Origin of the sequence: Pseudomonas sp. PHC1, from assembly GCF_046487845.1 — a bacterium.
Taxonomy (GTDB): domain Bacteria; phylum Pseudomonadota; class Gammaproteobacteria; order Pseudomonadales; family Pseudomonadaceae; genus Aquipseudomonas; species Aquipseudomonas sputi.
On sequence record NZ_JBJXHJ010000010.1, the window covers coordinates 39,521 to 64,443 of the forward strand.

Annotated in this window: 28 protein-coding genes and 1 pseudogene; 10 read left to right on the top strand and 19 right to left on the bottom strand. The window is 62.3% G+C overall.

Features of this window, described 5'->3' with window-relative positions; translation table 11 throughout:
* The first annotated feature begins 77 nt into the window (after positions 1-77).
* The 5 genes from ACKJSM_RS15230 to ACKJSM_RS15250 all read left to right on the top strand — a co-directional run bounded on the left by ACKJSM_RS15230 (position 78) and on the right by ACKJSM_RS15250 (position 5,774).
* Positions 78-1,352, top strand: a complete 1,275-nt coding sequence (locus tag ACKJSM_RS15230; protein ID WP_236181862.1) for a glycerate kinase — start codon at positions 78-80, stop codon at positions 1,350-1,352.
* Positions 1,349-2,764, top strand: a complete 1,416-nt coding sequence (pyk, locus tag ACKJSM_RS15235) for a pyruvate kinase (protein WP_410238165.1) — start codon at positions 1,349-1,351, stop codon at positions 2,762-2,764. The genes ACKJSM_RS15230 and pyk overlap by 4 nt, the downstream gene beginning before the upstream one ends.
* A 145-nt stretch (positions 2,765-2,909) precedes the next feature.
* Positions 2,910-3,824 (top strand): urea transporter, encoded by a 915-nt coding sequence (locus ACKJSM_RS15240; RefSeq protein ID WP_410238166.1) that lies wholly within the window; start codon positions 2,910-2,912, stop codon positions 3,822-3,824.
* Positions 3,825-3,845: 21 nt separating this feature from the next.
* Entirely contained in the window at positions 3,846-4,670 is an 825-nt protein-coding gene (locus ACKJSM_RS15245; protein ID WP_236181860.1) for an ion transporter, read from the top strand.
* 105 nt (positions 4,671-4,775) lie between these two features.
* Complete coding sequence (locus ACKJSM_RS15250; RefSeq protein WP_236181859.1) at positions 4,776-5,774, top strand: sulfate ABC transporter substrate-binding protein; 999 nt, start codon at positions 4,776-4,778, stop codon at positions 5,772-5,774.
* Positions 5,775-5,829: 55 nt separating this feature from the next.
* On the opposite strand, the gene ACKJSM_RS15255 is transcribed toward ACKJSM_RS15250, so the two are convergent.
* Positions 5,830-6,450 (bottom strand): DUF5666 domain-containing protein, encoded by a 621-nt coding sequence (locus tag ACKJSM_RS15255; RefSeq protein ID WP_236181858.1) that lies wholly within the window; start codon positions 6,448-6,450, stop codon positions 5,830-5,832.
* A gap of 240 nt (positions 6,451-6,690) precedes the next feature.
* Between ACKJSM_RS15255 and ACKJSM_RS15260 the strand changes: the two genes are divergently transcribed.
* Positions 6,691-7,878 carry an MFS transporter gene (locus ACKJSM_RS15260; protein ID WP_410238167.1) on the top strand — a complete coding sequence of 396 codons (1,188 nt, stop codon included), beginning with the start codon at positions 6,691-6,693 and terminating at the stop codon, positions 7,876-7,878.
* 46 nt (positions 7,879-7,924) lie between these two features.
* Here the strand turns inward: ACKJSM_RS15260 and ACKJSM_RS15265 are convergent.
* Positions 7,925-8,329: pseudogene (locus tag ACKJSM_RS15265) on the bottom strand (type II toxin-antitoxin system HicB family antitoxin).
* A gap of 278 nt (positions 8,330-8,607) precedes the next feature.
* On the opposite strand from ACKJSM_RS15265, the gene ACKJSM_RS15270 reads away from it, so the two are divergent.
* The gene (locus ACKJSM_RS15270; RefSeq protein WP_236181855.1) at positions 8,608-9,075 is read left to right on the top strand and encodes a helix-turn-helix domain-containing protein; all 468 of its coding nucleotides are present in this window, start codon (positions 8,608-8,610) and stop codon (positions 9,073-9,075) included.
* Complete coding sequence (locus tag ACKJSM_RS15275) at positions 9,072-9,647, top strand: PIN domain-containing protein (protein ID WP_410238168.1); 576 nt, start codon at positions 9,072-9,074, stop codon at positions 9,645-9,647. The genes ACKJSM_RS15270 and ACKJSM_RS15275 overlap by 4 nt, the downstream gene beginning before the upstream one ends.
* A gap of 51 nt (positions 9,648-9,698) precedes the next feature.
* Here ACKJSM_RS15275 and ACKJSM_RS15280 read toward each other — a convergent pair whose 3' ends face one another.
* The 10 genes from ACKJSM_RS15280 to ccmA all read right to left on the bottom strand — a co-directional run bounded on the left by ACKJSM_RS15280 (position 9,699) and on the right by ccmA (position 17,082).
* Positions 9,699-10,106 carry a hypothetical protein gene (locus tag ACKJSM_RS15280; RefSeq protein ID WP_085605822.1) on the bottom strand — a complete coding sequence of 136 codons (408 nt, stop codon included), beginning with the start codon at positions 10,104-10,106 and terminating at the stop codon, positions 9,699-9,701.
* A gap of 25 nt (positions 10,107-10,131) precedes the next feature.
* Complete coding sequence (gene ccmI, locus ACKJSM_RS15285) at positions 10,132-11,334, bottom strand: c-type cytochrome biogenesis protein CcmI (protein WP_410238169.1); 1,203 nt, start codon at positions 11,332-11,334, stop codon at positions 10,132-10,134.
* Positions 11,331-11,801, bottom strand: a complete 471-nt coding sequence (locus ACKJSM_RS15290; protein WP_011333089.1) for a cytochrome c-type biogenesis protein — start codon at positions 11,799-11,801, stop codon at positions 11,331-11,333. Before ACKJSM_RS15290 ends, ccmI begins: the two co-directional genes overlap by 4 nt.
* Positions 11,798-12,334 carry a DsbE family thiol:disulfide interchange protein gene (locus ACKJSM_RS15295; RefSeq protein ID WP_236181852.1) on the bottom strand — a complete coding sequence of 179 codons (537 nt, stop codon included), beginning with the start codon at positions 12,332-12,334 and terminating at the stop codon, positions 11,798-11,800. Before ACKJSM_RS15295 ends, ACKJSM_RS15290 begins: the two co-directional genes overlap by 4 nt.
* Positions 12,331-14,319, bottom strand: coding sequence for a heme lyase CcmF/NrfE family subunit (locus ACKJSM_RS15300; protein ID WP_236181851.1), 1,989 nt, complete (start codon positions 14,317-14,319; stop codon positions 12,331-12,333). Before ACKJSM_RS15300 ends, ACKJSM_RS15295 begins: the two co-directional genes overlap by 4 nt.
* Before the next feature lie 3 nt (positions 14,320-14,322).
* A complete protein-coding gene (gene ccmE, locus ACKJSM_RS15305; RefSeq protein ID WP_085699419.1) occupies positions 14,323-14,778 on the bottom strand; it encodes a cytochrome c maturation protein CcmE in 456 nt (151 codons plus the stop codon).
* Positions 14,775-14,951 carry a heme exporter protein CcmD gene (gene ccmD / locus ACKJSM_RS15310; RefSeq protein ID WP_011333085.1) on the bottom strand — a complete coding sequence of 59 codons (177 nt, stop codon included), beginning with the start codon at positions 14,949-14,951 and terminating at the stop codon, positions 14,775-14,777. Before ccmD ends, ccmE begins: the two co-directional genes overlap by 4 nt.
* Entirely contained in the window at positions 14,948-15,703 is a 756-nt protein-coding gene (gene ccmC / locus ACKJSM_RS15315) for a heme ABC transporter permease CcmC (RefSeq protein WP_410238170.1), read from the bottom strand. The genes ccmD and ccmC overlap by 4 nt, the downstream gene beginning before the upstream one ends.
* A 78-nt stretch (positions 15,704-15,781) precedes the next feature.
* The gene (gene ccmB, locus ACKJSM_RS15320; protein WP_007959235.1) at positions 15,782-16,450 is read right to left on the bottom strand and encodes a heme exporter protein CcmB; all 669 of its coding nucleotides are present in this window, start codon (positions 16,448-16,450) and stop codon (positions 15,782-15,784) included.
* The gene (gene ccmA / locus ACKJSM_RS15325) at positions 16,447-17,082 is read right to left on the bottom strand and encodes a cytochrome c biogenesis heme-transporting ATPase CcmA (protein ID WP_007959232.1); all 636 of its coding nucleotides are present in this window, start codon (positions 17,080-17,082) and stop codon (positions 16,447-16,449) included. Before ccmA ends, ccmB begins: the two co-directional genes overlap by 4 nt.
* Before the next feature lie 197 nt (positions 17,083-17,279).
* Here ccmA and ACKJSM_RS15330 point away from each other — a divergent pair, with 197 nt between their 5' ends.
* Together ACKJSM_RS15330 and ACKJSM_RS15335 are read left to right on the top strand one after the other, a co-directional pair.
* Complete coding sequence (locus tag ACKJSM_RS15330; protein WP_410238171.1) at positions 17,280-18,854, top strand: flagellar hook-length control protein FliK; 1,575 nt, start codon at positions 17,280-17,282, stop codon at positions 18,852-18,854.
* A complete protein-coding gene (locus ACKJSM_RS15335) occupies positions 18,851-19,180 on the top strand; it encodes an EscU/YscU/HrcU family type III secretion system export apparatus switch protein (protein WP_236181602.1) in 330 nt (109 codons plus the stop codon). Before ACKJSM_RS15330 ends, ACKJSM_RS15335 begins: the two co-directional genes overlap by 4 nt.
* A gap of 168 nt (positions 19,181-19,348) precedes the next feature.
* On the opposite strand, the gene ACKJSM_RS15340 is transcribed toward ACKJSM_RS15335, so the two are convergent.
* The 7 genes from ACKJSM_RS15340 to ACKJSM_RS15370 form a co-directional block, all read right to left on the bottom strand.
* Positions 19,349-19,741 (bottom strand): DUF2802 domain-containing protein, encoded by a 393-nt coding sequence (locus ACKJSM_RS15340; protein WP_236181603.1) that lies wholly within the window; start codon positions 19,739-19,741, stop codon positions 19,349-19,351.
* Positions 19,742-20,227 carry a chemotaxis protein CheW gene (locus ACKJSM_RS15345; protein ID WP_007959223.1) on the bottom strand — a complete coding sequence of 162 codons (486 nt, stop codon included), beginning with the start codon at positions 20,225-20,227 and terminating at the stop codon, positions 19,742-19,744. It abuts the gene before it with no gap.
* Positions 20,228-20,312: 85 nt separating this feature from the next.
* Complete coding sequence (locus ACKJSM_RS15350; RefSeq protein WP_410238172.1) at positions 20,313-21,260, bottom strand: CheW domain-containing protein; 948 nt, start codon at positions 21,258-21,260, stop codon at positions 20,313-20,315.
* Between the two features lie 2 nt (positions 21,261-21,262).
* Positions 21,263-22,051: a ParA family protein gene (locus ACKJSM_RS15355; RefSeq protein ID WP_011333076.1), complete on the bottom strand. Its 789-nt coding sequence runs from the start codon at positions 22,049-22,051 to the stop codon at positions 21,263-21,265.
* Positions 22,052-22,094: 43 nt separating this feature from the next.
* A complete protein-coding gene (gene motD, locus ACKJSM_RS15360; protein WP_011333075.1) occupies positions 22,095-22,985 on the bottom strand; it encodes a flagellar motor protein MotD in 891 nt (296 codons plus the stop codon).
* A gap of 12 nt (positions 22,986-22,997) precedes the next feature.
* On the bottom strand, positions 22,998-23,738 hold the full coding sequence (locus ACKJSM_RS15365; protein WP_039769734.1) for a flagellar motor protein: 741 nt from the start codon (positions 23,736-23,738) through the stop codon (positions 22,998-23,000).
* The gene (locus ACKJSM_RS15370) at positions 23,738-24,874 is read right to left on the bottom strand and encodes a chemotaxis response regulator protein-glutamate methylesterase (RefSeq protein ID WP_236181605.1); all 1,137 of its coding nucleotides are present in this window, start codon (positions 24,872-24,874) and stop codon (positions 23,738-23,740) included. The genes ACKJSM_RS15365 and ACKJSM_RS15370 overlap by 1 nt, the downstream gene beginning before the upstream one ends.
* Positions 24,875-24,923 lie beyond the last annotated feature (49 nt).

Here is a 24,923-nt window from a genome sequence, read left to right on the forward strand (position 1 = left end):
TCCATTGAGGCATTCCCACGCAGAGCGTGGGAACGATCACCTGCACTAACCAAGAACAATAAGAATGGGAGCCCGCCATGTCGGTCGATCCGCAACAACTGCTGCGCGAGCTGTTTGCCACAGCCATCGACGCGGCCCATCCGAACCAGGTCCTCGAAGCGCATCTGCCGGCCGATCGCACAGGTCGCGTGATCGTCATCGGCGCCGGCAAGGCTGCCGCTGCCATGGCGCAAGTGGTCGAGCGCTGCTGGGAAGGTGAAGTCTCGGGCCTTGTGGTGACCCGCTACGGTCACGGCGCCCCGTGTGAAAAGATCGAAGTGGTCGAAGCCGCGCACCCGGTGCCGGACGCTGCCGGGCTGGCCGTGGCCAAACGGGTGCTGGAACTGGTCAGCAACCTGACCGAAGACGACCGCGTGATTTTCCTGCTGTCCGGTGGCGGCTCTGCCCTGCTGGCGCTGCCGGCCGAAGGCATCACCCTGGCCGACAAACAATCGATCAACAAAGCCCTGCTCAAATCCGGCGCGACCATCGGCGAGATGAACTGCGTGCGCAAACACCTCTCGGCGATCAAGGGCGGACGCCTGGGCAAGGCCTGCTGGCCAGCAACTGTTTATACCTACGCGATTTCCGATGTACCGGGCGACCTCGCCACGGTCATCGCCTCCGGCCCGACCGTGGCCGACCCGAGCACCAGCGCCGAAGCACTGGCGATCATCAAGCGCTACGGCATCGAGATTCCGGCGTCCGTGCGCAGCTGGCTGCAAAGCCCGGAATCGGAAACCGTCAAACCCGGTGATCCGAGCCTGGCCCGCAGTCACTTCCAGCTGATCGCCCGCCCTCAGCAATCGCTGGACGCGGCGGCGGTGAAATGCCGTCAGGCCGGTTTCAGCACGCTGATCCTCGGCGACCTGGAAGGCGAATCCCGCGAAGTGGCGAAAGTCCACGCCGGCATCGCGCGCCAGATCATTCATCACGGCCAGCCGCTGGCGGCGCCGTGCGTGATTCTCTCCGGCGGCGAAACCACAGTGACCGTGCGCGGCAATGGCCGTGGCGGACGCAACGCCGAATTCCTCCTCAGCCTCACCGACAGCCTCAAGGGCCAGCCCGGCGTCTATGCGCTGGCCGGTGACACCGATGGCATCGACGGCTCGGAAGACAACGCCGGCGCGATCATGACCCCGGACAGCTACGCCCGCGCCGCCGCCATGGGCCTGAGCGCCAGCGATGAGCTGGATAACAACAACGGTTACGGCTACTTCGCGGCGCTCGATGCGCTGATCGTCACCGAACCGACCCGCACCAACGTCAACGACTTCCGCGCCATCCTGATCCTCGAGAGCTCTAAATCATGACGCCTGATAAAAAGGTCAAAATCCTCGCCACCCTCGGGCCTGCCGTCGACGGCATCGAAGACATCCGCGAGCTGGTCGAGGCCGGGGTCAATATCTTCCGCCTCAACTTCAGCCACGGCGATCACGCCGACCACGCCAAGCGCTATCAGTGGATCCGCGAAGTCGAGCGCCAGCTCAACTATCCGCTCGGGATCCTGATGGACCTGCAAGGACCGAAGCTGCGGGTCGGCAAGTTCGCTGACGGCAAGGTTCAGTTGCATCGCGGTCAGGCCTTCCGCCTCGATCTGGACGCAACACCGGGCGACGAACGCCGGGTGAACCTGCCGCATCCGGAGATCATCGCGGCGCTGGAAGCCGGGATGGATCTGCTGCTCGATGACGGCAAACTGCGCCTGCGGGTCGTCACCAAATACTCCGACGCGATCGACACCACCGTGCTCAATGGCGGCGAGTTGTCGGACCGCAAAGGCGTGAACGTGCCGCAAGCGGTGCTCGACCTGAGCCCGCTGACCCCCAAGGATCGCCGCGACCTGAGCTTCGGTCTGGAGCTGGGGGTGGACTGGGTGGCGCTGTCGTTCGTGCAACGTCCGCAAGACATCCGCGAGGCCCGCGAACTGATCGGCGACAAAGCGTTCCTGATGGCGAAAATCGAGAAGCCGTCGGCCGTCGAGCAACTGCGCGAGATCGCCGAACTGAGCGACGCGATCATGGTGGCTCGTGGCGACCTGGGCGTGGAAGTGCCGGCCGAGAGCGTGCCGCAGATCCAGAAAAACATCATCACCACCTGCCGTCATCTCGGCAAACCGGTGGTGGTGGCGACGCAGATGCTCGAGTCGATGCGCTTCTCGCCGGCCCCGACCCGCGCCGAAGTCACCGACGTCGCCAACGCCGTGGCCGAAGGCGCCGATGCGGTGATGCTGTCGGCTGAAACGGCGTCCGGCGAGTACCCACTGGAAGCCGTGCAGATGATGAGCAAGATCATCCGCCAGGTGGAGAACGGTCCGGACTACCAGACCCAACTCGACGTCAGCCGGCCGAAAGCCGAAGCGACCGTGTCCGATGCCATCAGCTGCGCGATTCGCCGGATCAGCAACGTGCTGCCGGTGGCGGTGCTGGTCAACTACAGCGAGTCCGGTGCTTCGAGTTTGCGTGCAGCGCGGGAACGGCCGAAAGCGCCGATCCTCAACCTGACGCCGAACCTGCAGACCGCCCGCCGGTTGAGCGTGGCGTGGGGCATTCACTCGGTGGTCAATGATCGCCTGCGCCAGGTGGATGAGGTGTGCTCGACCGCGCTGGAAATCGCTCAGGCACAAGGAATGGCCGAGCGTGGCGACACATTGCTGATCACCGCGGGTGTGCCGTTCGGACAGCCCGGATCGACTAATTCGCTGCGGATCGAAACATTGATTTAAGTCACACCTGTGTGGCGAGGGAGCGTGCTCCCGACGCTCGGCATGACGGTTTCCACAAGAGACACCGCATTCACCGGGCACGAGCTCCGTCGCCACAGCTTCACGCAAGACCCTTTGATTTTCCCACTGCCCAGATTCTCCAGACATGCCTGCCAACCATTTCAACACCCACTGCCCTGACTGGGCCGAAGCGTTGCTCAACGGTTTCAGTCAAATCTTCCTCCAGCGCCATCCGCTGTGTGGACTCCTGTGCCTTCTGGCCATTTTATTCACCGCGCCGGTGCTGTTCGCCGGTGCGCTGCTGGGCGCGGTCGCCGGTCTGCTCACCGCGCAACGGCGCAACTACGCCAAGGCGGATCGCCAGGCCGGACTGTTCAGCTACAACGGCGTGCTGGTCGGCCTGTTGCTGAGCCTGTATTTCCCTTGGTCGCCGATGCTGCCGCCGCTGATTCTGGCGGCCGGTGGTCTGAGCGCGATGATCACGCAGCAGTGGCTCAAACGCGCACGCCTCACCGAGCTCCTGCCCGCCTACACCGCGCCGTTCGTGTTGCTGAGCTGGGGGTTCCTGTGTTTCGCCGAGCCTTTGTCCAGCGCACCGGCATTAGAACTGAACACGCTGAACCTGCTCGGCGCCGCCCTCAAAGGCTTCGGTCAGGTGATGTTCCTCGACCATCCGTTGGCCGGTGGATTGATCGCTGCCGGTTTGCTGATCGCCAATCGCCGGGCTTTCGCCTGGGCGCTGCTGGCTTCGGCGATCGGTCTGGGCTCCAGCCTGTTGCACCACGACAGCCAGGTCGCGCTGCTGGGTATGGGCGGCTACAACGCGGTGCTCGCCGCCCTCGCCTTCAGCGCGCAACGCCAGCAACCGTGGCTGCCGCTGTTCGGCATCGGCCTGGCGCTGCTGTTGACGCCGCTGTTCAGTGCCCTGGGGCTGGCGACGCTCACGGCACCGTTCATTCTCGCCTGCTGGCTGCTGCGCACCGGCGTTCGCCTGATGCAGCAACCGCAGATCAACGTCGCGCCTTGCGCTCACGGGGAGAATCAACCTAGGCTGCGCTGATTGATGGCCAAGGCGATGTGCATGAACGGTAACAACACGTGGCGTGATCGCCTGTACGTGATCATTTTCCAGACCGACACGGTGGCCGGCCGCCGTTTCGACAAGACCCTGCTGCTGATCATCCTCGCCAGTCTGGTGATCGTGATCCTCGACAGCATCGATGAAGTCCACCGGAACTACGCCAATGTGCTGGCGTACATCGAATGGGGCTTCACAATCATCTTCCTCGGCGAGTACCTGCTGCGCCTGTACTGCTCGCCCAGGCCGTTGCGCTACGCCTTCAGTTTCTACGGGTTGGTGGACTTGCTGGCGATCGTGCCCGGCATCCTCGCGCTGTATTACAGCGATGCCCAGTACCTGCTGATCATCCGAGTGATCCGGATGCTGCGGATCTTCCGCGTACTCAAGCTCGGGCCCTACCTGAAACAGGCGCATTACCTGCTCGACGCCCTGCGCGGCAGCAAGCAGAAAATTCTCGTGTTCCTGCTCAGCGTCTGCACCCTGGTCACGGTGTTCGGCACCTTGATGTACGTGGTCGAAGGCCCGCAACACGGCTTCACCAGCATTCCCAAAGGCATCTATTGGGCTATCGTGACCCTGACCACCGTGGGTTACGGCGACATCGTGCCCCGTACCGTGCTGGGCCAGGTGATTTCGTCGCTGGTGATGATCACCGGTTATTCGATCATTGCCGTGCCCACCGGAATTTTCACCGCTGAGCTGGCCACCGCCATGCGCGGCGGACAACAGCAGCACGACTGCCCCGTGTGCAAGAAAAGCAGCCATGAACAGGAGGCTTCGTTCTGCTCCCGTTGCGGTAATGCGTTGTTCAAGAAAATGGAATAAGCAAAGTCCTTTTTAATCTTTAAACGACTATGGATGCCCCGCTATAGTCGCTGGCAAATGGCCTCACCTTTGTCAAATACACCCCTACAGAACAAGGAATGCGCAGTGAAAAAACTCTTTGGCGCCTCACTTCTCGCCGCAGGTCTTGCCTTCGGCAGCGTGGCTCAGGCCGCACCGACCCTGCTCAACGTTTCCTACGACGTGATGCGCGATTTCTACAAGGACTACAACGCTGCGTTCCAGAAACACTGGCAAGCCGAGCACAAAGAAGACATCACTGTGCAGATGTCTTTCGGCGGTTCGAGCAAGCAGGCCCGTTCAGTGATCGATGGCCTGCCGGCTGACGTCATCACCATGAACATGGCCACCGACATCAACGCCCTGGCCGATAACGGCCAACTGGTGCCGAAGGACTGGGTCACCCGTCTGCCGAACAACAGCGCGCCGTTCACCTCGGCCACCGTGTTCATCGTGCGCAAGGGCAACCCGAAAGCCCTGAAAGATTGGCCGGACCTGCTCAAGGACGGCGTGCAAGTGATCGTGCCGAACCCGAAAACCTCGGGCAACGGTCGCTACACCTACCTGTCGGCGTGGGGCTACGTGCTGAAAAACGGCGGTGACGAAAACAAGGCCAAGGACTTCGTCGGCAAGCTGTTCAAACAGGCGCCGGTGCTGGATACCGGTGGCCGCGCCGCCACCACCACGTTCATGACCAACCAGATCGGCGATGTGCTGGTGACCTTCGAGAATGAAGCCGAAATGATCGCCCGCGAATTTGGCCGCGACCAGTTCGAAGTCATCTACCCAAGCGTTTCCGCCGAAGCCGAGCCGCCGGTGTCGGTGGTCGACAAAGTGGTCGAGAAGAAAGGCTCCCGCGCCGCTGCCGAGGAATACCTGAAGTTCCTGTGGTCGCCGCAAGGTCAGGAAATCGCCGCCGCCAACTACCTGCGTCCACGTGACCCGGCGGTGCTGGCCAAGTACACCGATCGCTTCCCGAAAGTCGACTTCCTGTCGGTCGAGAAGACCTTCGGCGACTGGCGCACCGTGCAGAAGACCCACTTCAACGATGGCGGAGTCTTCGACCAGATCTACAACGGCCAGTAAGGCGTGAGCTGACATGAAAAAGGCGACCTGAAGAGGTCGCCTTTTTTGTTGCCGGCTACATGGGCGGCTTCACGCCATCCTTGCCCGCCGAAATCGATTGCGCAGTCAGCGTGCCGTCCGCGCTCTGGGTCACGAAGGTGACGATCTTCACCCCGACCTTGAGCAGGCTGCGGTCGCCCGGCGTCAGATTGACGATCGGCACGTCCTCCGGCACCAGAATCCTCTGCTGGCCGCCCTTGTAGTTGACGGTCAGCACCCGGCCGTTGCTCACCACCAGATCGCCGACGCTGCCATTGGTCATGCTGCTGCCCTTGGCCAGGTCGAACGGCCGATGGCCATCGCCGCTGCCGGCCAGCTCCGGCGGGAACACGTGAACCTCCAACGCCTTGAGCGTGCCATCCTCCTGGGGAATGGCCGCCGACCCGATGTAGCTGCCGGGCTTGATGTCTTCGATATTGGCCAGGGTGACCGCGCGGACCTTGGTGTCCGGGGTCAACTGAACCACCACGTTTTCACCGGTGTTGACGTGAACCTTGAGCGAGTCGGCACTCACCCCGGTGATCTCGCCGCGCACGCCCATGCGCATGCCGGGCGCTTCGGCGGCCTGCGTGGCAGTGGCGCCGAGCAGACTGATCAGGGCAATCGTTGTGGTGTGGCGAAGCAACTGACGAAACATCGCAATCCTCCGGTGATGAACGCTGAAACCCGCTCACAACATAAGCACGCTATCGAACAAGATGTAAGTGAATGTATCATCGACGCTCAACGGTCGGACGCAAGGTTCGCCGATGAACAATGGATTGTTCGGCGCCACCTGTTCCGCAACGGAATAACTGATATCGATCAGAAGCCTCTACTGCCGGCTCGGCCCGTCCCTTAGCCTCACCGCATTCCTTTTCGCTGGATCGAGAAACCCATGACCGCCACAACTCACGCAATGACCCGAGGCATGGTGCTGCTGTTCGCTTTCTGCTGCGGCGCCATCGTTGCCAACATCTACTACGCCCAACCGATCATCGGCCTGATCGCGCCGGACATCGGCCTGAGCGACACCATGGCCAGTTTCATCGTGTCGCTGACCCAGATCGGCTATGCGCTGGGCCTGTTCTTCCTGGTGCCGCTGGCGGATCTGCTGGAAAACCGCCGGTTGATGATCATCACCACCGTGGTGGCGATTGCCAGCCTGCTCGGGGCGGCGTTTACCGATCAGCCGAATGTGTTCCTGCTGATTTCGTTGCTGGTGGGTTTCAGCTCGGTGTCGGTGCAGGTGCTGATTCCATTGGCGGCGCACCTGGCGCCAGAGGAATCCCGCGGCCGAGTGGTCGGCGGGATCATGGGCGGATTGCTGCTGGGGATTCTGCTGGCGCGTCCGGTGTCGAGCGTAGTCGCCGACCACCTCGGCTGGCGGGCGATGTTCATGATCGCAGCCGTCTTGATGGCAGCGATCAGCGTGGTGCTGGCGTTGACCGTACCCAAGCGCCAACCGGATCACAGCGCCTCCTACGGCCAGTTGCTGGGTTCGTTGTGGACGCTGCTGCGCCAACAACCGGTGCTGCGTCAGCGGGCGTTTTACCAGGCCTGCATGTTCGCCACGTTCAGCCTGTTCTGGACCGCCGTGCCGCTGGAACTGGCGCGCAACCATGGCCTGTCCCAGAGTGAAATCGCGATCTTCGCCCTGGTCGGCGCCATCGGTGCCATCGCCGCGCCGATCAGCGGACGCCTGGCCGACGCCGGCCACACCCGCATCGCCTCGCTGCTGGCCATGCTGTTCGCCAGCCTGAGCTTCCTGCCGGCCTTCATCCACCCGGCCTACAGCGTGATCGGCCTGGCCGTGACCGGCGTGGTGCTCGACTTCTGCGTGCAGATGAACATGGTCCTCGGCCAGCGAGCGGTCTACTCCCTCGACGCCAAAAGCCGCGGCCGCCTCAATGCGCTGTACATGACCAGCATCTTCGTCGGCGGCGCCTTCGGCTCATCGGTGGCCAGTGCGGTGTACGAGCATGGCGGCTGGTTGTGGATTGTGATTGTCGGCAGTGCTTTTCCGCTGCTGGCGCTGGTGCGGTTTTTGAGTGCTTCGCAGAAGACGGTTCTGGCAACGGCCTAGCCTCTGAAAAACACTGCCGAATCGCTGATCCGACAGTGCTCGAAGCTCATTGCCGAACCAGTTTTTCCAGGGCGGCATCCGCCAGGAAAGAGGAACGGCTTTTGACATTGTGCTCACGCACGTAGCGGTCGATCCGCTGGATGACATAGCCCGGCAACGTCACATTGACCTTTTCGGTCTTGCCCATGTACGGCGAGATGTCCAGCTCGAGCATGCCCCAGCCCATGTCGGCAAACTCCGGGTTGTTGCGATGGGTGGCCGCCGAGGTCGGCATCGGAATCGAATCACCATCCGACGCGATCTCCTACAGCATGATGTGGGCAATCTCGACGGCTGCGTTGTAGGCATCCTCAAACGTATCCCCGGCCGTCACCGCGCCGGGAATATCGGGGATCTGAATCCCGATGGCGGTGTTCTCGTCACCCCACTCGATGCAGATTGGGTATTGCATTGTGAAATTGCCTCGCCCATTAAAGTAACTCTAGAGATACCTTTAGTAGCCTGCGGAAGGTTGTGACACAACGTTGGTTGTTTTGCAGGATGTTTTGACTACCTGTCGGCGGTGTTTCCCACGGGCAGGCTGGCCAGTGTCAAGGCGCGGGCGTTCGTTGAATATGTGCAGGGTTGTTGGCGGAAAAACCATAAAACCCACACCTGTTTCGTTTATTGCGATTTTCGCTTATTTCGAATAACGTTCCGGCATTCCTCATTTCCAAAGCCGGACTCGCCATGTCGACCGTTATTCATCCCTCCATCAGCCTCCCCGTAGAACGCGAAGTCAAAGCCGCCATCGAAGGACAACGCGCCCTGGCCGCTTACCTTGCGACCCATTTCGAGACTCAGCACATCCAGATTTTCGACGAGAAGAACGAAGCTCATCGCGTCGAACTGCCCACCTCGGCCCTGCGCCTGTTGATCGACATTCTGGCGGAGCTGGCAGCCGGCAACGCGGTGCAGGTCGTACCGGTGCATGCCGAATTGACCACCCAGGAAGCCGCGGACCTGCTCAACGTCTCACGTCCACACCTCATAAAACTGCTGGAAAGCGGCGAGTTGTCCTACCACAAAACAGGCAAGCACCGACGTGTGCGCTTTGCCGATCTGATGGACTATAAGAACCGGCGCACCAGCGCCAGCGAGCAGGCAATGGCGCTTCTCGCAGAGCAAGCTCAGGCGTTAAGGACAGGATACGAGTGAGGCATTCCTCTTTCACCGCTTTATATGATGCATGCGTCTTGTACCCCGCCCCCTTAAGAGATTTCCTCATGTGGCTTGCCCTCTCGGGGCGATTTCGGGCGCGATGGACCCTGGAGATTCACCGCGAATGGAAACGCAATCTGCTGAAGAACCGCCCTGACCTGACGATGGAACAGCTGGATCGTACGTCCGGCCTGATGGATCAAGCGATACCCGACGCCTGTGTCCATGACTATGAAGACCTGATTGCCGGACTCAGCTTGCCCGACTGCGATGATCGTCATGTTCTGGCAGCGGCCATCCGTTGCGGCGCAAGCGTGATAGTGACGTTCAACCAGAAAGACTTTCCCTGCAAATCGCTGGAGCCTTTCGGCATCGAAGCGCAGCATCCGGACGAGTTCGTCGACAACCTCTTGGGGCTTGATCCGGCAGCAGTGGTTGCAGCGGCCCAAAAACAGCGTCGGCAGCTGAAAATGCCTGCCATGGACGTCGAACCCTTTCTTGATCTACTGCAACGACAAGGCCTGATTAAATCGGTCCAGGCACTCAGCAGTTATCACGCGATCCTTTAAAACTCATCACCCCAGACAGCAAAACGGCGATCCTGAGATCGCCGTTTTTCATTACTCCCCGAACTGCTTGCCCAGTCCCGCCGGTACGCCGTGGATGTTGGTTTCTTCCCACGGGCCGTTGGGGCTGATCGAGCGGCTCCAGCCGTTGTTCCAGCGGTAGTAGGTGCGCTGGCGGTAGAACGTGTTGGTCTGGTCATCCAGTACATACACGCCGAGTTTCTGGTCCCAGTGGCTGTTGCCGCCCGGTGGCGGAGCGAAACTGGCGGAGGTGCGCGGGACCGGTTTGGCGGGTTTGGCCGGGATGCCCGGTTTGCTCGGCGTCGGAGTGGTCGACGGGGTCGGGCTGGGTTGTGACGGCGGGATCGGCGGCAGCCTGGTGGTCGGCTCCGGTCGTTGCACCGCACATGCGCTCAAGCCCAGGGCCAGTGTGAGGACTGTGATTCGGGCGATGGCGTTCATGGCGGTGCTTTCCTGTTGGTTCCGGCTATTTGTCCGGGCTGTCGATGGTCAGTGTCTGCGGCGCGGTGGTGCTGCTGGCCAGAGGCCCGCTGCGACCGACCCACTCACCGGCGGTCGGCTGACCGGCACGGGAGATGCGCGCAACCAGTTGGACTTCGGGAAAGTTCGACAGTTTCAATTGCGGCATCATCGCGTCGGCATCGCCCAGTTCAACGGTCACCGGCAGATCGGCGACGGTCAGGCGCTTGGCCGCCAGCGGAGCCGGTGGGCCCGAAGTGGCGCGGGCAAAAATGAACACGCTGTCGCCCGGCTGCACCTTGGCTTTGAGCTCGCTGGCCAGATCCACACGCACTTTCAACAGGGCCGCCGCCTTCGTCGCCGGTGCCTGGGCGACCTTGCCGCCGCTGGCTTGCAGTTTTTCAGTGGCGCGGGTGATGCCGCCCTGCAGGGCCTCGCGGGATTTGTCCTGCGGCGGCAGTTGCGCGAGCAGACGGTTCCAGTAGTCGATGGCGTCCTGGTAACGCTCACCTTCGAACGCGGCAATGCCCAACAGGCCGAGGCTGGTGACTTCCTTCGGATCGGCTTTCAGTGCTTCATCGGTCAGGGCCTGAACCTTGTCCGACCATTTTTTGTTGTCGGCGAAGTACTGGGCCTGCGCCCACTGGCCGAGCAGTTCCGGCTGACGACCGGCGAGATTGACCGCGCGCTCGAACATTTTCGCCGCGTCCGCCGGACGATCCTGGGCCATGTAGGTACGACCGAGGAAATACACGCCTTCAGCCGAATCCGGTTGGGCGGCGACGGCGCGCTCCAGACGCTGGGTCATCTCTTGCATCGACTGCGGCGCCTGGGCGAACTCGCGGGTCAGTTCGACCTTGTCGCTCGCGCCAAAGTGCAGATACAGACCGAGGCCCAACACCGGCACCAGTACGGCCGCCAGCAAAGGCAGCGGCTTGCCCAAATGCGAAACCCGCGCCGGCGCCACGCCTTCGGTGTCGGCCAGCAGTTCCCGCGCCGCCTCGGCACGGCCGCTGTCCATTTGCGCAGCATCGAGCACGCCTTCGGCCTGCTGCGATTGCAGTTCGGCGACGCGTTCCTGATACAGCGCGACGTTGAGAGCGGTTCGATCCTCTTCACGCTGGGCGCGACGTTCGCGCAGGACGGGGATCAGCAGAAAACTCAGGGCGACCAGAAGCAACAGCCCTGCGGCAAGCCAGAAATCAATCATTCTTGGTTTTTATCCAACAGTTGGTCGAGGCGCTGACGCTCTTCAGGGGACAGCGATTGCGGCGTCTCGGCGCGTTGCCCGCGACGACGGCGGACGATCACGGCAATCACCACGAAACCGCCCAGCAGCAAGCCGGCCGGGCCGAACCAGAGCAACGCGGTCTTGGCATTGAGCGCCGGTTTATAGCGGACGAAATCACCGTAGCGGTCGACCATGAAGTCGATGATCTGCTGATTGTCCTTGCCCTCGCCGAGCATGCGGAAAATCTCTTTGCGCAGGTCGGCGGCAATCGGCGCGTTGGAGTCGGCGATGTCCTGGTTCTGGCACTTGGGGCAGCGCAGCTCCTTGGTCAGCTCGCGGAAACGCTCGCGATCGCCTTCTTTGGCGAATTCGTAGGTGTCGATGGCCGCGTGGGCCACACCGGCCAGGCTCAAACCCAGCACCATGGCCGCTAAAAAGCGCTTCATGGCTTGGCCTCGTCGACCAGCGCCTGATACTTGGCCGCCAGTTTTTCCCGCCAGACCTGCTCGTCGATCACCCCGACGAACTTGTCGCGGATGATGCCCTTGGCGTCGATGAAGAAGGTTTCCGGCGCGCCGTAGACCCCGAGGTTCAGGCCCAGAGAGCCTTCGTCGTCGCGGATGTCCAGTTGATACGGGTTGTGGAACTCGGCCAGCCACTTCAACGCATCGGCGTTGGTGTCCTTGTAGTTGATGCCGTAGATCACCACGCCGCGTTCGGCGAGTTTGTTCAGCACCGGGTGCTCGACCCGGCAGGAAATGCACCAGGTGCCCCAGACGTTGACCAGTGCCGGTTTGCCGAGGATGTCAGCGCGGGTCAGGGTCTTGTCGCCCTGCACCGCCGGCAGGGAAAACTCCGGAAACGGTTTGCCGATCATCGCCGACGGCAGTTCCGCCGGATCCAGGTACAGACCGCGATAAAGGAAAACGGCCACCAGCAGGAAAATCGCCAATGGCACCAGCATCAACCAACGTCTCATGCAGCGGCTCCTTCCATGCCCAGCGCTTCACGCACGCGGGCTTTGACCTTGACTCGATAACGCCGATCCAGCGCCGCCAGCAGACCACCGAAACCGGTCAGCAGACCGCCGAACCAGATCCAGCGCACGAACGGTTTCACATGCACCCGCACCGCCCAGGCGCCATCACCCAGCGGTTCACCCAGGGCGACGTAGAGGTCGCGGGTGAAACCGGCGTCGATCCCGGCCTCGGTCATCACTGAGTTTTGCACGGTGTACAGACGTTTTTCCGGGTGCAGCACGCTGACTTCCTGACCGTTGCGGATCACCCGCACGGTGCCCTTGTCGGAGGTGAAGTTCGGGCCTTCGAAATGTTTGGCGCCTTCGAACACGAACTGATAACCGGCCAGGTCCATCGACTCGCCCGGTGCCAGACGCAGGTCGCGCTCGGCACTGTTCTGGCTCGACAACACCACGCCCAGCGCACAGACGGCGATGCCCAGGTGCGCGATCTGCATGCCCCAGTAACTGCGGGTCAGGGTCGGCAGGCCTTTGATCAAACCTTTGTGGCGAGTCTTGTCGAAAATGTCGCGCACACCGGCCAGTAACACCCAGGCCGCGAGCAGGAAAGTCGCGATCACGGCCCAGTTGAAATCGCCGTAAGCGACACCGGCCACCACCGCCAGCGCAACGCTGCCCAGCAACACCGGAGTGAGCATGCTCACCAGCCATTTCATCGGCGTGTCTTTCCAGCGCACGATCACGCCGACCGCCATCACCAGCATCAGCAGCGCCATCAACGGAATGAACAGCGCGTTGAAGTACGGCGGGCCGACCGACAGTTTGGCGCCGCTGATCGCATCGAGAATCAGCGGATACAGCGTGCCAAGCAGGATCATCGACGCCGCCACCACCAGCACCAGGTTGTTGCCCAGCAGCAGGGTTTCCCGCGACCACAGGTTGAAACCGACCTGGCTCTTGACCACCGGGGCGCGCAGGGCAAACAGGGTCAGCGAACCACCGACCACAAACAGCAGGAAGATCAGGATGAACACGCCGCGCTCAGGATCCGAGGCAAACGCATGCACCGAGGTCAGCACACCGGAGCGCACAAGGAAGGTGCCGAGCAGGCTCAGGGAGAACGCGGCAATCGCCAGCAACACCGTCCAGCTCTTGAACACGCCACGTTTCTCGGTGACCGCCAGCGAGTGAATCAGCGCCGTGCCCACCAGCCATGGCATGAAGGAAGCGTTTTCCACCGGGTCCCAGAACCACCAGCCGCCCCAGCCGAGTTCGTAGTAGGCCCACCACGAACCGAGGGTGATGCCGATACCGAGGAAGGCCCAGGCAACGATGGTCCACGGACGTGACCAGCGTGCCCACGCCGCATCGAGGCGACCGCCAAGCAGTGCGGCGATAGCGAAGGCAAACGCCACCGAGAAACCGACGTAGCCCATGTACAGCATCGGCGGGTGGACGATCAGGCCGATGTCCTGCAGCAACGGATTGAGGTCACGGCCGTCGGCCGGAATTTGCGGCAGAATCCGCGAAAACGGGTTCGAGGTGAGGATCAGGAACAGCAGGAACCCGGTGCTGATCATGCCCATCACCGCCAGCACGCGAGCGAGCATGACTTGCGGCAACTGCCGGGAGAACACCGACACCGCGAAGGTCCAGCCGCCGAGGATCAACGCCCACAGCAGCAGCGACCCTTCGTGGGCGCCCCACACCGCGCTGAACTTGTAATACCACGGCAGCGCACTGTTGGAGTTCATCGCGACGTAAGCCACGGAGAAATCGTCGGTCATGAACGCATAGGTCAGGCAACCGAAGGCGAACAGCAGAAACGCAAACTGCCCCCACGCCGCCGGTTGGGCGAGGCCCATCCACAGACGATCGCCGCGCCAGGCACCGAGCAACGGCACCACGGCCTGCACCAGCGCGAAACACAGCGCGAGGATCATGGCCAGATGGCCGAGCTCGGGAATGAAAATGCTGGATGTCATCGATCAACCCTCCTTCGCAGGGGTTGGCGCGGATTGACCGCTGTCCTTCAGGGCCTTGGTCACTTCAGGCGGCATGTATTTCTCGTCGTGCTTGGCCAGCACTTCATCGGCGACCACCACGCCGTCGGCGTTGAGCTTGCCCAGTGCGACGATGCCCTGCCCTTCGCGGAACAGGTCCGGCAGGATCCCGCGATAGGTGATGGTCACGGACTTGTTGAAGTCGGTGACCACAAATTTGACGTCCAGTGAATCCGGGGAGCGTTGCAGCGAACCCTTCTCGACCATGCCGCCGGCGCGGATACGGGTGTCCTGCGGCGCTTCGCCGTTGGCGATCTGGGTCGGGGTGTAAAACAGGTTGATGTTCTGCTGCAGGGCGCTCAGGGCCAGGCCGACGGCAGCGCCGACCCCGACCAGAATTGCCAGGATGATGATCAGACGCTTTTTACGCAGCGGATTCACTTGCCGTTCTCCCGGCGCAGACGACGCGCCTCTTGTTGCAGATAGCGCTTGCGGGCCGCGATCGGCGCCGCCACGTTGAGGATCAGTACCGCCAGGCAGATGCCGTAGGCCGACCAGACATACAGGCCGTGATGGCCCATGGCGAGAAAGTCGCCGAATGACGCGAAACTCATCGAGCGGCCTCCAGGCTGTTCTGCACTTCTTCTTTCACCCAACTGGCGCGGGCTTCGCGCTTGAGCACTTCAAGGCGCATGCGCAGCAACAGCACGGCGCCGAAGAAACAGTAGAAACCCAGCACCGTCAGCAGCAACGGCAGCCACATCTCGGCGGGCATTGCCGGTTTTTCGGTGAGGGTGAAGGTCGCGCCCTGGTGCAGGGTGTTCCACCACTCCACCGAGTATTTGATGATCGGAATGTTGATCACGCCGACGATGGCCAGCACCGCGCAGGCCTTGGCGGCGCTGTCGCGATTGCTGATGGCGTTGCCCAGGGCGATCACGCCGAAGTACAGGAAAAGCAGAATCAGCATTGAGGTCAGCCGCGCATCCCAGACCCACCACGAACCCCAGGTCGGCTTGCCCCAGATGGCCCCGGTGACCAGCGCCACGGCGGTCATCCACGCGCCGATCGGCGCGGCGCATTGCAGGGCGACGTCGGCCAGTTTCATCTTCCACACCAGCCCGACCACCCCACACACCGCCAGCATCACGTAGATCGATTGAGCGAGCATCGCGGCGGGAACGTGGATGTAGATGATGCGAAAGCTGTTGCCTTGCTGATAGTCCGGCGGCGCGAAGGCCAGGCCCCAGACAACGCCAACGCAGATCAGCAACAACGCTGCGAGGCTCAACCACGGCAAAAACTTGCTGCTGATGCCGTAGAACCACTTGGGCGAGCCGAGCTTGTGAAACCAGGTCCAGTTCATACTGTTTCCATCACGGGTGCCGCTCATCGGTGTGAGCAGTCTCAGGGTCTTTGCTGGTTAAATTTTAACCAGACCTCATTATTCGCCGACGCTGATCTTCAGGCCAGCCGCTATTGCAAAAGGTGTCAGGGTTATCGCCAGGGCGGTCAGGCTGCCAAGCCACAACAGATAACCAATCGCCGGCATCCCCTGCAACGCCGCCTGCAAGGCGCCACTGCCCAGGATCAACACCGGGATGTACAACGGCAGAATCAGCAGCGCCAGCAACAGGCCCCCGCGTTTCAGACCAACCGTCAGCGCCGCGCCCACCGCGCCGAGCAAGCTCAGCACCGGCGTTCCCAGCAGCAACGAAAGCAGCAATACCGGCAGACACGCAGCCGGCAACCCGAGCATCAACGCCAGTAACGGCGAGAGCAAAACCAGTGCCAGCCCGGAAAAAAGCCAGTGTGCCAGCACCTTGGCCAATACCAGAAGTGGCAGGGGGTGCGGCGAAAGGACCCACTGTTCAAGGGAGCCATCTTCGAAATCACTGCGGAACAGCCCGTCCAGCGAGAGCAGGACCGACAACAGCGCCGCCACCCAGACTAACCCCGGGGACAAGTTTTGCAATACTTGAGTTTCCGGGCCGACGGCCAGCGGGAATAAAGCGATGACGATGGCGAAGAAAATCAGCGGATTGGCCAGCTCCGCCGGGCGGCGGAACAGCAGTCGGGATTCACGGGCAACCAGCAGGCCGAACACACTCATACCGCCCAATTCCCCAGATCGATGTCGCGATAACCGGCCGGCATCCGGCTGAGCGTGTGGTGCGTGGTGAGCACCACCAGCCCTCCCCGTTCGCAGTGCCCGGCCAGGTGTTCTTCAAGCTGTGCCACGCCCTGCTTGTCGAGGGCGGTGAACGGTTCGTCGAGAATCCACAACGGCGGGCTGTCCAGATACAACCGCGCCAGTGCCACGCGGCGCTGCTGGCCGGCAGACAGACTGTGGCAGGGAACATCCTCGAAACCGCGCAATCCGACCGCCGCCAGAGCCTGCCAGATCGCGTCGCGTTCGGCGGGTTGATGCAGGGCGCAGAGCCAGGCGAGGTTTTCTTCCGGCGTGAGCAAGTCCTTGATTCCGGCGGCATGGCCGATCCACAACAGGTTGCGCGCCAGCTCGCTGCGTTGCTCGCCCAGTGGCTTGCCGTTGAGCAGCACCTGACCGTCGGTCGGCTGCATCAGACCGGCCAGCAAACGCAACAGGCTGGTCTTGCCGCTGCCGTTGGGGCCACTGATCTGCACCATATCGCCACTGGCCAGTCTCAATTCGAGATTGTCGAAGAGCAGTCTGAGATCACGCTCACACGCGAGGGCAACGGTTTGCAGGACAGGACTGGTCAAGGGTTCACGGGCCTTATACGGTTCAAGTCGGCTCTGGCGCGGCCGTTAAAGAGTTGCAGCATAAATGCAATGACGGCTCAATCCAGAGAGCTGCGTCAAACAATTGCTATGTTTTTTGAACGAATGGAAGGACGGGCGGCATTATACATGGCGTCCCCCGCTCTCCCGAGTGCATTTTCCTCAGGTTGTGTCCGCGTATGACAGGCGAAATGAACATCCTCCCGCTCCCGCCCACCCCCCCGGCGACCGTTCGCCCGCAGGTGGGTGAGCTGCTGAAGTTGCTGACGCCGGTCGACGGGCTGATTGCCGCCGGCCAGAGCGCCAAGGCCGAGGTGTTGTCGCTCAAACAGGCGGATCAGACCTTTCAGTTGCTGCTCAAGGTCACGCTGGACAGCGGCCGCCAAACCACCGTGCAGGCAACCAGCAATCTGCCGCTGCCCCAGGGCACCAGCCTGGCGATCACCCAGCCGTCGGCGGGCAATCTGGCGATCACCGTGCAACAGGCCATCGCCAGCAGCGTCGCCACCCTCACCCGTATCGACACCGCGCAACTGCCGGTCGGCACGCTGCTGCAAGGCAAGGTGCTGACGGCTCAGGCCTTGCCACAGGTGCCGGAGCAACCGACGGTGTACCGCTCGATGGTCAGCCTGCTCAACACCGCGTTGAGCGGCAGCACCCTGAGCATCGACAGTCCGCAACCGTTGCGTATCGGCACCCTGCTGTCGGCGCTGGTGCAGGACTCGCAGACCTTGAAGTTCCTGCCGCTGAGCAATCGCCAGGAACAACTGGCGGTCAGCCAGCAACTGGTCAGTCAGCAAAGCCGCCAGGGCTCGCTCGACGGCTTGCTGAAAATGCTCCAGAGCCTGCCCCCCGCCACCGACCAGACCTCCCAGGATTTGCGCGCCGCCGTGGACAAACTGCTCGCCAACCTGCCGGACGCGCAGCAACTGAGCACTCCAAAGGGTCTGGCTCAGGCGCTGGCCAACAGCGGCGTGTTCCTGGAGACCAAACTGCTGACCGGGCAGAACCCGACGCTGGTCCCGGACATGAAAGCCGACCTGCTCAAACTGATCGCCCAGCTCACCCCCGGCCTGCCCGGCAACACCAACCTGAATGCAATCATCGCCGCCAACACACTGGCTCAGGCATTGCCAAGCTTCGTGCGCAACGCCCTCGGCATGCTCGGTCAGGTCAGCGCGAAACCGGTGCCGAGCAGTTTCCCGCTGCCCGACCGACTGCTGCAAAGCCTGGAAGGTGAAGGCGATCTGGAACATCTACTGCGCCTCGCTGCGGCTGCCGTGTCGCGCCTGCAAAGCCATCAGCTGTCGAGCCTGGAACAGACTGGCGTCACCGACGACGGCCGTCTGCTCAGCACCTGGCAACTGGAAATCCCGATGCGCAACCTGCAGGACATCGTGCCGTTGCAGGTCAAATTCCAGCGCGAAGAAGCCCCGGAGAAACAGGAAGCGAACGAACAGCGTCGCGATGAGCGGGAACCGAAACAACAACTGTGGCGCGTCGAGCTGGCGTTCGACATGGAACCGCTTGGGCCGATGCAGATTCAGGCACAGTTGATCAGCGGCAGCCTGTCCAGCCAGTTGTGGGCCGAGCGGCCGTACACTGCGAGCCTGATCGAAAGCAACCTGACCGCACTGCGCCAGCGCCTGCTGGATTCCGGGCTGAACGTCGGCGACCTCGACTGCCACCTCGGCACTCCGCCACAAGGCATCCAAACCCGCCTCGAACACCGCTGGGTCGACGAAACCGCATGAATGACACCACCGCTCCACGCCAGGCCATCGCCCTCAAATACGACGGCAGCCACGCCCCGACCCTCACCGCCAAGGGCGACGAAGAACTGGCCGAAGAAATCCTGCGGATCGCCCGCGACTATGAAGTGCCGATCTACGAAAACGCCGAACTGGTGAAGTTGCTGGCACGGATGGAACTGGGTGACAGCATCCCGGAGGAGCTGTACCGCACGATCGCCGAGATCATCGCGTTTGCCTGGAACCTCAAGGGCAAGTTCCCGGCAGGACACGTCCCGGATGCACCGATGGTCGAGAAAGACATCACCGAGCGCGGCGACGATTACTGAAGGCAAAAAAAACGCAGTCATCGATGACTGCGTTCTTTCGCTGATTGTTCCCACGCTCTGCATGGGAACACCCGCCCGTGACGCTCTGCGTCACCGTACACACGCGGAACGCGGAGCGTCCCAAGAGGCATTCCCACGCAGAGCGCGGGAATGATCACGGTGTGACAACTAGTTCTTGTGCAGCTTGCGCATCAACTCCGCCTCAGCCTGGGTCAACCCGCAGGACTGGGTCAGCTCATCGACACTCGCGCCCATCCCCACCAGTTTCGCCGCCTGGGCGAAAGACAGGCTCGAGGGGTCACGCTGTTCGAGCTGGGAAAGCTTGTCCGGAATCGGACTGACCACCGCGCGCAGCTCGTGCAGGGCTTCGCCCATGCGCACATTGCCGTTCTGGTAATCGTCGACACGCTTGGCCAGGTCCTTGATGCGCTGATCACGCAGCGCATCGCCCTGGGCCTGTTGCGCAGCGATTACCCGCTGCGCCTTGATGTACGCCAGAAACATTGCCAGCGTGCCTGCCCAGAACAGGAACAGGACAATGACCGCTACCTCGAGAATCAATCAGATGTTCTCCAGTTCCGACCATTCTTCTTCGCTCATCATCTTGTCCAGCTCGACCAGGATCAGCAACTCGTTGTTCTTGTTGCACACGCCCTGGATGAACTTGGCCGACTCTTCGTTACCGACGTTCGGTGCGGTCTCGATTTCCGACTGACGCAGATAAACCACTTCAGCCACGCTGTCGACCATGATACCGACCACCTGCTTGTCGGCTTCGATGATGACGATACGGGTGTTGTCGCTGATCTCACCGCTCATCAGGCCGAAGCGCTGACGGGTGTCGATCACGGTCACCACGTTGCCGCGCAGGTTGATGATGCCCAGCACGTAGCTTGGCGCACCCGGAACCGGAGCGATCTCGGTGTAGCGCAGGACTTCCTGAACGCGCATCACGTTGATGCCGTAGGTTTCGTTGTCCAGCTTGAAGGTCACCCATTGCAGGATCGGATCTTCGGAACCCTTTGCCGCCGTAGCCTTGTCGTTCATACCCTAGCCCCTCGAAAAACCGCGCCTGGCGGTGTGTGTTCTGTGCGCCGGCTTCAAGGGCCAGCGCCTGTCTGTTATGTAAGCGTTATGTCGGTTTGTGGTTCGGCTTACTGCCGGGCATGTGCTTTGCCCCACCGCTGGCGATCAACTCGGCCAGTGCGGAGACATCGAGCAAGGCGCACATGTGTTCAATCACCGTGCCGGCGAGCCATGGCCGCTGACCCCGGTGACTTCTCCATTTGATTTCATTCGGATCCAGGCGCAACGAGCGACTGACCTGATGCACCGCCAGGCCCCACTCGTAACCCTGCACCGAAATCACGTATTGCAGGCCCTGACGGAAATCATCGCGGTAACGGTCTGGCATGACCCAGCGTGCGGTGTCCAGCACCTTCAGGTTGCCAGCCTGGCTCGGCAAGATGCCGAGGAACCATTCAGGCTGACCGAACAGCGGCGTCAGTTCATGGCCGGCCAGCGAATAGATCGAACCCAGGCACACCAGCGGCACCGCCAGCGTCAGGCCGGCCACGTCGAACAACAGGCATTCGAACGCTTCCGAAGCCCAGGCCGGACGGCCGTCGGTCTCCACCGGTGGCGGCGTGTTGCTGGGCGGCAAGTGCACTTCGACCAGCGGCGCCACCAGGGTCGGTTCGGCCGGGGCTGGCGCAGGCGCTTCAGGCTCGGGCTCTGCCGGAACCGGAGGCGCTTGCAGAAGTCGGGTTTGCAGCAGCGGCGCCAGCGTCGATACCACGCGCACCGGCTCAGGCTCTTTGATCAACGTCGCAGGTGCCTTGGCTACCACAGCGGCAGGCGCTGCAACCGGGGCCACCGGCCGGGCGGCTTTTTGCGCATCCCGGGCCTGCTCTTCAAGCACCGCGGCCTGGAATTCATCGAGTGCCGCGGCGGTCTCGACCACCTCGACCGGCGCAACGACTGGTTGCTCGACCTCGTCCGTCACTTCCTGCAGCAAGCCGTCCAGATAGGACTGCAGCGCCAGTTGCGGCTTCGACGTCAGCTTGATCGGCCGATTCATGCTCAAGCCACCTGCGGAACGAGTTGCTGCGCCAGCAGATGCTTGAGCAGCGCGCGATAAGCCAGCACGCCCCGGCTCTTGCCGTCGAACTGCGAAGGGGTGACACCGGCGCGACTGGCGTCGCGCAGACGGGTATCGACCGGGATGTAACCCTGCCAGATCTCGTCAGGGAATTTGTCACGCAGCACGCGCAGGGTGCCCATCGACGCCTGGGTGCGGCGGTCGAACAGGGTCGGCACGATGCTGAACGGCAGCGCCTGTTTGCGCGAGCGGTTGATCATCGCCAGGGTGTTGACCATGCGCTCCAGACCTTTGACGGCCAGGTGCTCGGTCTGCACCGGGATCACCAGTTGCTGACTCGCGGCCAGGGCGTTGACCATCAGCACGCCGAGCAACGGCGGGCTGTCGATGATCGCGTAATCGAAGTCCTGCCACAGCTGCGCCAGACTCTTGGCGATCACCAGGCCCAGGCCGCTCTGCCCCGGCGACTGGCGCTCGAGGGTGGCCAGTGCGGTGCTCGATGGCAACAGAGAAATGCGCTCGTCGCTGGTCGACAGCAGCAACTGGCCCGGCAAACCTTGCGGCACGCCGCCCTTGTGCAGAAACAGATCGTAGTTGCTGTGCTCCAGGCTGTCGGGGTCGTAACCGAAATAGCTGGTCATCGAGCCGTGCGGGTCGAGATCGACCACGACCACGCGCTTGCCCGCCTCCGCCAGCAACCCGGCTAAAGCGATGGAAGAAGTGGTTTTACCAACACCACCCTTTTGATTGGCGACTGCCCAGACTCTCATTCGGATCGTTCCTCCCGGCCGGGATACTCGGCCGAGACATGGTTCAGCGTATTAATGCGGGCGACGGAGAATTGACGGCACTCTCGCGTCCCGGCGTCTTGACCGGGGTCGGTGCAGTTTGTGTGCCAGCACGCTTCAACGCGGCATCCGGTTGCGCGTGGGCGGTTCCGGTGCCCGTCAGGCTGCGGCGCACATCGAGATTGCGCGACACCACCAGCACCACACGACGGTTCTTCGCCCGGCCTTCGGCAGTGGCATTGTTGGCCACCGGCTGGAATTCGCCGTAGCCCACCGACGCCAGGCGCCCGGGGTTCACCCCCTGCATCGCCAGCATGCGCACGATGCTCGCCGAACGCGCCGAGGACAGTTCCCAGTTGGTCGGGTACTGCGCGGTGCGGATCGGCTGATCGTCGGTGAAGCCTTCGACATGGATCGGGTTGTCGAACGGTTTGAGGATCGCCGCGACCTTGTCGATGATGTTGAACGCGATGTCGCTCGGCATCGCATCACCGCTGCCGAACAACAGGCTGGAGTTGAGTTCGATCTCGACCCACAGCTCGTTGCCGCGCACGGTCATCTGGTTCGAGGAGATCAGGTCGCCGAACGCGGCACTGATGTCATCGGCGATGCTTTTCAGCGGATCACTGGCCCCGGCGATACCGGCGTCGACCTGTTCGGCGTCCTTGACCAGCGGCTTGGCCGGGGTCACGGTCTTCGGTCGTTCTTCACCGATCGGGATCGGCTTGAGCGCGCGGTCGGAGTCGGTGAAGACCCCGATCAACGCTTCGGAGATGATCTTGTACTTGCCTTCGTTGATCGATGAGATGGAGTACATCACCACGAAAAAGGCAAAGAGCAAGGTGATGAAGTCGGCGTAGGAAACCAGCCAGCGTTCATGGTTTACGTGCTCTTCATGCTGGCGACGACGTGCCATGAGGTCAGTCCCTTAATCCATGAAGCCCTGAAGCTTCAACTCGATGGAGCGTGGGTTTTCACCTTCAGCGATCGACAAGATCCCTTCCAACAACATTTCGCGATAACGCGACTGTCGCAACGCGATTGACTTGAGCTTGGCAGCCACCGGCAACAGGATCAGGTTGGCACTGGCCACACCGTAGATGGTGGCGACGAACGCGACCGCGATCCCGTTGCCCAGCTGCGACGGATCGGCCAGGTTGCCCATCACGTGGATCAGGCCCATCACCGCACCGATGATGCCGATGGTCGGCGCGTAGCCGCCCATGCTTTCAAAGACTTTGGCGGCTTCGATGTCGCGGGCTTCCTGGGTGTAGAAATCCACTTCGAGGATGCTGCGGATCGCTTCCGGCTCGGCGCCGTCGACCAGCAGTTGCAGGCCCTTGCGCGAGTAGGCGTCGGGCTCGGCATCCGCCACGCCTTCCAGGCCCAGCAGGCCTTCCTTGCGGGCGGTGAGGCTCCAGTTGACCACGCGGTCGATGCCGCCGGCCAAGTCGACACGCGGCGGAAAAAAGATCCAGGCCAGAATCTGCATGGCGCGCTTGAACGCGCTCATCGGCGATTGCAGCAGCGCGGCACCGATGGTGCCACCGAGCACGATCAGCGCCGCCGGGCCGTTGGCCAGCGCGCCGAGGTGACCACCTTCAAGGTAGTTGCCGCCGATGATGGCGACGAACGCCATGATGATCCCGATAAGGCTTAGAACATCCATCAGACGCACGCCTCGACGATGTGCTTGCCGATATCGTCCAGGCTGTACACCGCGTCGGCGAGGTCAGCCTTGACGATGGCCATCGGCATGCCGTAGATCACGCAACTGGCTTCGTCCTGAGCCCAGACCGTGCTGCCGCCCTGCTTGAGCAGGCGGGCGCCTTCGCGGCCGTCGGCGCCCATGCCGGTCAGTACGACCGCCAGAACTTTGTCGCTGTAGGATTTGGCTGCAGAACCGAAAGTGATGTCCACGCATGGCTTGTAGTTCAGACGCTCGTCGCCCGGCAGGATTTTCACCGCGCCACGGCCGTCGATCATCATCTGCTTGCCACCCGGTGCCAGCAGCGCCAGGCCCGGACGCAGGATGTCGCCATCCTCGGCTTCCTTGACGCTGATGCGGCACAGCTTGTCCAGACGCTCGGCGAAGGCCTTGGTGAACGCTGCCGGCATGTGCTGGATCAGCACGATCGGCGCCGGGAAGCTGGCCGGCAACTGGGTCAGGACCCGTTGCAGGGCAACCGGGCCGCCGGTCGATGTACCAATCGCCACGAGCTTGTAGTTCTTGCGTTTCGGCGCCGGCGACGACGCGCTGGCGGCTGGCGCACGCGTCGGTGCAGGCGCAGGTGCCGGACGGGCCGCAGCGCTGCTGTGACTGCTGAAGCTCGACGGCGCAGGAGCCGCCGGCGCAGGCGTCGGTGCAGCGGCAGGCGCCGGCGCACTGTAGGCACTGAAACGACGGTTGCTGCGCGAGATGCTGTGAACCTTCTCGCACAGCAGTTGCTTGACCTTCTCCGGATTACGGGAGATGTCTTCGAAATTCTTCGGCAGGAAATCCACCGCGCCGGCATCCAGCGCATCCAGGGTGACCCGGGCGCCTTCGTGTGTCAGCGAGGAGAACATCAACACCGGCGTCGGGCAGCGCTGCATGATGTGCCGCACGGCCGTGATGCCATCCATCATCGGCATCTCGTAGTCCATGGTGATCACGTCCGGCTTGAGGGCCAGGGCCTGATCGATCGCCTCTTTACCGTTGGTTGCCGTGCCGACAACCTGGATGCTCGGATCCGCTGAAAGAATTTCCGAGACGCGGCGGCGGAAAAAACCCGAATCGTCCACCACCAGGACTTTGACTGCCATAAACACTCCATTAGGTGCGGCGGGACGTCGTCGCCCCGCCACCCCGGAT

What these genes read in the sequence shown, in the direction of transcription:
- ACKJSM_RS15290 (WP_011333089.1), bottom strand. Translation starts at nt 11,801, where the DNA reads ATGAAGCGCTTTTTAGCGGCCATGGTGCTGGGTTTGAGCCTGGCCGGT.
- ACKJSM_RS15295 (WP_236181852.1), bottom strand. Translation starts at nt 12,334, where the DNA reads ATGAGACGTTGGTTGATGCTGGTGCCATTGGCGATTTTCCTGCTGGTG.
- ccmB (WP_007959235.1), bottom strand. Translation starts at nt 16,450, where the DNA reads ATGAGTGTGTTCGGCCTGCTGGTTGCCCGTGAATCCCGACTGCTGTTC.
- ACKJSM_RS15365 (WP_039769734.1), bottom strand. Translation starts at nt 23,738, where the DNA reads ATGGATGTTCTAAGCCTTATCGGGATCATCATGGCGTTCGTCGCCATC.
- ACKJSM_RS15260 (WP_410238167.1), top strand. Translation starts at nt 6,691, where the DNA reads ATGACCGCCACAACTCACGCAATGACCCGAGGCATGGTGCTGCTGTTC.
- ccmI (WP_410238169.1), bottom strand. Translation starts at nt 11,334, where the DNA reads ATGATTGATTTCTGGCTTGCCGCAGGGCTGTTGCTTCTGGTCGCCCTG.
- ACKJSM_RS15255 (WP_236181858.1), bottom strand. Translation starts at nt 6,450, where the DNA reads ATGTTTCGTCAGTTGCTTCGCCACACCACAACGATTGCCCTGATCAGT.
- ACKJSM_RS15350 (WP_410238172.1), bottom strand. Translation starts at nt 21,260, where the DNA reads ATGAATCGGCCGATCAAGCTGACGTCGAAGCCGCAACTGGCGCTGCAG.
- motD (WP_011333075.1), bottom strand. Translation starts at nt 22,985, where the DNA reads ATGGCACGTCGTCGCCAGCATGAAGAGCACGTAAACCATGAACGCTGG.
- ACKJSM_RS15355 (WP_011333076.1), bottom strand. Translation starts at nt 22,051, where the DNA reads ATGAGAGTCTGGGCAGTCGCCAATCAAAAGGGTGGTGTTGGTAAAACC.
- ACKJSM_RS15345 (WP_007959223.1), bottom strand. Translation starts at nt 20,227, where the DNA reads ATGAACGACAAGGCTACGGCGGCAAAGGGTTCCGAAGATCCGATCCTG.
- ACKJSM_RS15240 (WP_410238166.1), top strand. Translation starts at nt 2,910, where the DNA reads ATGCCTGCCAACCATTTCAACACCCACTGCCCTGACTGGGCCGAAGCG.
- ACKJSM_RS15300 (WP_236181851.1), bottom strand. Translation starts at nt 14,319, where the DNA reads ATGACATCCAGCATTTTCATTCCCGAGCTCGGCCATCTGGCCATGATC.
- pyk (WP_410238165.1), top strand. Translation starts at nt 1,349, where the DNA reads ATGACGCCTGATAAAAAGGTCAAAATCCTCGCCACCCTCGGGCCTGCC.
- ACKJSM_RS15330 (WP_410238171.1), top strand. Translation starts at nt 17,280, where the DNA reads ATGACAGGCGAAATGAACATCCTCCCGCTCCCGCCCACCCCCCCGGCG.
- ACKJSM_RS15335 (WP_236181602.1), top strand. Translation starts at nt 18,851, where the DNA reads ATGAATGACACCACCGCTCCACGCCAGGCCATCGCCCTCAAATACGAC.
- ccmD (WP_011333085.1), bottom strand. Translation starts at nt 14,951, where the DNA reads ATGAGTTTCGCGTCATTCGGCGACTTTCTCGCCATGGGCCATCACGGC.
- ACKJSM_RS15280 (WP_085605822.1), bottom strand. Translation starts at nt 10,106, where the DNA reads ATGAACGCCATCGCCCGAATCACAGTCCTCACACTGGCCCTGGGCTTG.
- ccmC (WP_410238170.1), bottom strand. Translation starts at nt 15,703, where the DNA reads ATGAACTGGACCTGGTTTCACAAGCTCGGCTCGCCCAAGTGGTTCTAC.
- ACKJSM_RS15270 (WP_236181855.1), top strand. Translation starts at nt 8,608, where the DNA reads ATGTCGACCGTTATTCATCCCTCCATCAGCCTCCCCGTAGAACGCGAA.
- ACKJSM_RS15370 (WP_236181605.1), bottom strand. Translation starts at nt 24,874, where the DNA reads ATGGCAGTCAAAGTCCTGGTGGTGGACGATTCGGGTTTTTTCCGCCGC.
- ACKJSM_RS15230 (WP_236181862.1), top strand. Translation starts at nt 78, where the DNA reads ATGTCGGTCGATCCGCAACAACTGCTGCGCGAGCTGTTTGCCACAGCC.
- ACKJSM_RS15245 (WP_236181860.1), top strand. Translation starts at nt 3,846, where the DNA reads ATGAACGGTAACAACACGTGGCGTGATCGCCTGTACGTGATCATTTTC.